This window comes from Paenibacillus sp. 01L418 (genome assembly GCF_056400045.1).
The window spans coordinates 1-5,863 of the sequence record NZ_JBFTSN010000400.1 but is presented as its reverse complement, the minus strand read 5'-3'; the positions used below and the strand labels follow the sequence as shown (position 1 = coordinate 5,863).

The following is a 5,863-nucleotide window of genomic DNA, read 5'->3' as shown; positions in this document are numbered from 1 at the left end:
ACATAAACTTCTTCTATCCCACTGCGAATATCAATCGAAATACCATGCGGGCAATTCAATTGTCCTAGTTCCGTACCTTTCCCACCCCACGAACGGATAGATTCTCCTGCTGCTGTATATTGATGAATCCAGCTTTGTCCATAACCATCGGATACATAAATATCACCATTTGCCGAAACGGCTACATCTGTAGGGACATATTTAAGCTCCTCGTTATAAATATCAGGACGATCAGGTGTTCCCAATGTCAATAAGTGCTTTCCGCTCAAATCCATTTTCACAACATTACCGCGAGCTGTGTCTGTGATATAAAGGTATTCGCTATTTTGCTCCTTATGAAGATAAAATCCGTGTGCGCCACCCTCGAACTCTTCGCCCCAAGCCGCTTGAAACTCCCCGTTCTGATCAAATTTGAAAATGGAGGGTTTTCCTGTATGAAAGACATAGACATTATCCTGTTGATCTACGACGATTCCATGTGTATAGCCAAACTCCAAGTGAGCAGGAAGCTGTGCCCAGCCTTGAACAAGATCATAGCTGCGTGCGGTATTTCCTAATTGCGGTGTTTTGTTTGTGATCATATTTAAATCCTCTTTTCCTTAGTTGAGTGATTAACTTTTTTGTTAGCAAACGCTATCATGAATTGGCTCATCATTTGATTTAAGATCAGCTTCTACCCGCCCGCGAATCAACAAATGATAGTGTTGTCTGATATGATAAACTCCCAAACTAAATTAGTCTTTGAACAAACGAGACTTAATTTTGCRCTATGTGGACATTTTGATAAAAAAACGGAGATTTTGATCATTGGCTTCTTCGATAAAAAAGAAGGGAAGGCTTTTTTGCCTCCCCCTCTTCTTAGTTAACCCAGTATCAATCTAGCAACAACTTCAAGATCCGACCGCTTTGGCCCTGAATTAATCCTTCACCATTTCACTATTAATTCGCCGTATTATTTATGTTCCAACATCCCTAAGATCATGACCACCGCTTCCGCTCTCGTGGCGTTCTCATTCGGTGCGAAGAGATTCTTCCCGCGCCCCTTAATGAGCTTCGCTTCATACGCTGCGGCCACAGAGGGTCTTGCCCACTCAGCTACCTTGTCTGCATCAGCAAAAGATAACTTCGCGTTCGGATCGACCTTGAGCCCCAGTGCACGAACGATCATTATCGTCATTTCCGTGCGGGTAATATTACGTGTCGGACGGAAGGTATTATCATCATAGCCCTTCAAAATTCCTGCTTCTATCGTTCGTGAAATGGAAGGTCTAGCCCAAGCCGGAATCTTATTAAGATCTCTGAAAGGCAGCTMCTTTTCTACGCCTTCCAGTTTCAATGCACGGCTCAACATGACTGCGAATTCACTTCGTGTTGTTTGTGCATTCGGTCGGAATGTACCATCAGTATACCCCGTGATGAATCCTAACTTAACTGCTTCTTCGATAGACAATTTCGCCCAGTGACTAGAAATGTCAGTTAATCCGCTGCCAGAAGAACCGTCGCTTTTCACATCAACTTTCACACTGCCAAGGCTTGAAACAACCTTCGACTCTAACTCGGAATCCACGAGCTTCATACTTGAAAGTGTAATTTCGGCCGATCCCGCAGTAATTGCCTTAAAGGTTAGTGTAGCCAGAGTCACATTCCCCTTCTTGCCTGCTGTGTTTCCTATTTGTGTATGCGCTAACTGAATCGTATTCTCTTTCAAAATCGGACTTACTCCGAACCCTTCTTTTCCAAAGTCCGCGCTCACAAACTGCAGTCGTTTCGAATCGTAAGTTAGATTAATTTCGTAGGCGTACAAATCGATAACATTTGTTCCATTCACTTTGACTTGAAAGGTTTGGTTCGCCTTTGAACCGGTATCTTCGATGGATAGCGAAAATGCTTGATCATTCGCAGCAAACGTAGTTCTCGGAGGCAAGCAGGATATACACAGAAATAATGCCAAGCTGCATAAAAGTAATTTACGGATCATCATTGAACCATCCCTTCGGTAAACAAAGATAAGAGTGCGAGAGTAGCCTATTAATGTTTGACCACTCTCTCACCGTTTACTACTATCAGTATATGTTGATAATCCTACATAACTAAACTATAAAAATCGGAGAAAACAACAAAATCTATGCATTCGTAGCAACAAAAAACAAAGTACTTCATTGAAAGCTTGTTATTGTTGACTGCCTAATTATTCTTCTCATCAGGGTATAATCATTTATTATTCTTTAACTCATTGATATAATCTTCCATCAAAATAACTCGGCTTTCCAAACGTGATTTTTCAGCGGCGAAAGCAATCAGATGGCTCTTTACAGAGACACCTGCACCTGTAAGCCCTTCTTCCTTCCCATCACTTCGAACAAGACGTACAAAATCGCTCATTATACCTGTATCACCGCCGCCATGACCTGCCAAGTCCGTATCCAAAGTGATAGTCTCCGTCTCCCGAGTAACGAAGCTCGTCACTTCAATTACATTCTTCTCCATATCGCCTCTGATCTGACCATGAGTGCCCATTAGCTTCACCGAGCGTCCGCCTTCATAAGTAAATGCGCTCATTGTGAACGCAACCGTCACTTCATTTGCAAATTCCATGTTCACTACCTGATGATCGACCACATTGTTATCGCAATGATACACGCATCTTCCATATGGCCCATTTTTCAGTGCTCGAAGCACTCCCTCATCACTTGTATCGTTGCTAACAACCGTGCGAAGCACTTCACCCACCCAATCATCTCGTTCAATATACATTTTAGGTGCATAATAAGGGCAGCTGTCCTGTACCGGGCAACCGTCCAAACAGTACTTAGGCGCGCCTTCCGGCGCACTTTCTTTGCGGAAATGAGTTAATGAGCCGAAAGATGAAACCTTAGTACAATCTGCATCAACAAGCCATTGTAATATATCCATGTCATGGCAGCTTTTTGCCAGAATCATTGGACTCGAAACCTCTGAATCACTCCAGTTACCTCTTACAAAGCTATGTGCTTGGTGACGATGTTCTACATTTTCAGTATGTTGAATTGAAACGAGTTTGCCGATTTTTCCCTCCGTAATAATCTGCTTGATTGTTGAAAAAAAGTCCGTATACCTAAGTACATGACATATCGAAAATACCCGATTATATTTCTCAGCATATTCCCCCATGACAATACATTCTCTTGGATCGGGTGACATCGGCTTTTCCATTAGCACATGGTACCCTTTCTCCAATGCTTTCAGCGCAGGCTCATAGTGCATTTTATCCTGAGTACAGATGAGAATCGCATCGGCTAGCTTCGGCCCTGCAAGCAGATCCTCCCAGTTCGAGTAACAATTCTCATTCAGAACACCATGGTCTTTTTGGAATCGCTCTATTCGCTCAGGATCGATATCCGCAACGGCAACGAATTGAATGTCGTCTGGATGTTGCAAGGCATATGGAGCGTAAGCACCTCCCCCTCTTTGTCCAGCTCCAATTAATACAGCAGTAATTTTTTTCATTCCTGTGCTCCACTCCATCTCTATTGTTAGTTAATATCAGCTTAAATAGGTTCGTCCATTTTGAAAATAATAAAAAGTTTGTATTTCTTCGAAAAGTAATACAAATCGACTACTATTTAATATCATTTCTCTGAATTCAATCTGATAACTTTCAAGTTAATAAAAAAAAGCCCAATATCCGCAATGGAATCAGGCTCTTCAGAACGATACTAATATTGAAATGGCATATCATTTTCATGATCTATCTCTTGCCCAAGCTGCAGTCTGTAATCACTCAAAGACATGCCAAAATGCTTTTTAAATCGCGTGTAAAAATAATTATTTCTCTCTAGTCCCACCTTTTCAATAATGGATGTTAAAGGAAGCTGCGTATTGCGCATATATTCGTCCAGTTTTTGCATTCGCGTGTCGAAAATATACTGCGCAATAGACTGCCCATGTGCAGTTTTGAATATATGGCCGACATAGTTAGATGATAACCGTAATTTTTCGGCGATAGAGCTCAGGCATAATTCTGTGTTGGAATATTCTTGCTCGACAATTGCGACAATACGTTGGATCAGATGATCATTACTATTGGAAGTGTTCCTGAGAACCTCCACTTTATTACACAGCTTCTGTAAAAATGAATCCATTACGCTGTCCATATCTGTACTCACTTCTGCATTTTGAATCCCGCGCAAAAACTTTTGTAGTGTTAAATCCTGACTATCCTTTACTGCAGGCATCTTGCTTAGCACACTGGAGTAAACACTGTAAATCAAATGAACAATGCAATACAAAATTTCGTCGTAAGTGTATTGATATAACTTTGGACTAATACTTTGATAGATTACGGCAGCAGATTCATAATTGCCCTCGAGTACTTTCTCAACCAACTGCTCTTCTTTCTTGACGGGTATATGAAAATTATCTGTGTTGATTTCATCCATCATGTAAGGAGTAATAATACAACCATGTCCGTAGCGCATCTTCAACAGAATGGAGCCCTTCATATTATTGTACATGCTAGGTAAATGCTCAATCCCCTGAAACATCGTGCTGTACGCCATAGATAAAGAAATACGAAGATACTTAAGTGTATTACTGTGTACCTCGAGCAAGTAACGCTCTATTTTCTCCTGCAGCACTTTATATTGGGTTACTGTGGAACAATCCATAATCACTACGAATTTATCGGGCTCACTGCTGAAAATTTCGCACACACCATAGTCCGCTGCCAGTTCTGTTGCAATATTCACAATAGCATAGCGTAGTGCCCATCGTTCCTTCTGGCTATTCACAGATACAAATTGGCTGTAATTATCGATTTTAATGAGACACATGCACAACTGACTGGTGGCGATATAATCCAGTTTGATGTCATGTAGTTTCTCCTGCACTTGGTCTATAGAGTGTGTAGTACTATCACTTAATAGTGCATTAAGAAAGTCTTGTTTGACCGCATAGCCTGCTTCATGGATTATTTTATCAAGCTGTTGATTTCTCTCCTTCATAGACTCGAATACAGACAAAATAAATTGAAATTCTTCCATTCTCGAAATGACTACATCGTTTTTCTCAGAAGCTTCGCCGTTAATAATTTTCGTAATCGTTTGAATCGGATGATTCAGTCTGCGAGCCAAGTACAGACAAATTATTGCGCAAATGATAAATACAACAACTACGATACCCGCAGACACCATTGATGCTTGAATTACATCCTTAAACGTTTCTTTTACAGGAGTAAGGCCCATAATGTACCAATTGTTTGCGTTGCTTTTACTGCTGGATACCAAATAGCTGATACCCCCAATTTCTCGTATCTGATTATTGCTTCCAACAAGTTCATTTACTTGCTGGCTTAATCCGCCTACTTCACTCATATTATGCTCAAACTCCGGTGTGAGCGTCTTACTTAGAATAGAGCCGTTTGAATCAACGACTAAAAAAGAAGATTTCGTTTCAGGGTCATTGCCATTGATCGCTTGAATAGATTCCGTAAGCGCTTTCGTGCGAATGTTGACGACAATAGCATTTTTCAAGCCCGATAATGTCTCCCCCGGTTCAAATAAGATATAGGAACATGTATCGGCCGATTGCGTTGCTTCTTCTACAGATGTCACAATAGGCCGACCACGATACTCCGCTATAAAATTTTTATCGGTTAGCAGCGCTACAATCGCTTGATCTGAGAAGGTAGAGGCTGATTGGCGTTCACCGCTCCTTGAAGAATAAAACAAATCCGCCCCCGCATTGTAAAGATAAACGCTATCGATATCTTTTAGTGTCAGAAAGTGCTTGTCAATGACCTTGCTTGCTAAAATCGCCACGATCTCATCATTTTTCTTCATATTAATAAATTGGATGATATCTTTATCGCTGTACAGTGCATTTC

Annotated in this window: 4 protein-coding genes; all 4 read right to left on the bottom strand. The window is 41.1% G+C overall.

Annotated features, from left to right (window positions below; all coding sequences use genetic code 11):
* Positions 1 to 581, bottom strand: a 581-nt coding sequence (locus AC1DSE_RS28750) for an NHL repeat-containing protein (RefSeq protein WP_477528595.1), incomplete at its 3' end; no start/stop codon positions are given.
* A 371-nt stretch (positions 582 to 952) separates the two neighbouring features.
* The gene (locus AC1DSE_RS28745) at positions 953 to 1,981 is read right to left on the bottom strand and encodes an S-layer homology domain-containing protein (RefSeq protein ID WP_477528594.1); all 1,029 of its coding nucleotides are present in this window, start codon (positions 1,979 to 1,981) and stop codon (positions 953 to 955) included.
* A gap of 230 nt (positions 1,982 to 2,211) precedes the next feature.
* On the bottom strand, positions 2,212 to 3,486 hold the full coding sequence (locus AC1DSE_RS28740) for a Gfo/Idh/MocA family protein (RefSeq protein WP_441882608.1): 1,275 nt from the start codon (positions 3,484 to 3,486) through the stop codon (positions 2,212 to 2,214).
* 209 nt (positions 3,487 to 3,695) lie between these two features.
* Positions 3,696 to 5,863: helix-turn-helix domain-containing protein (locus tag AC1DSE_RS28735; RefSeq protein ID WP_477528593.1), on the bottom strand; the 2,168-nt coding region annotated here is incomplete at its 5' end.

Coding starts and splice junctions, on each gene's coding strand:
- AC1DSE_RS28740 (WP_441882608.1), bottom strand. CDS start 3,486: ATGAAAAAAATTACTGCTGTATTAATTGGAGCTGGACAAAGAGGGGGA.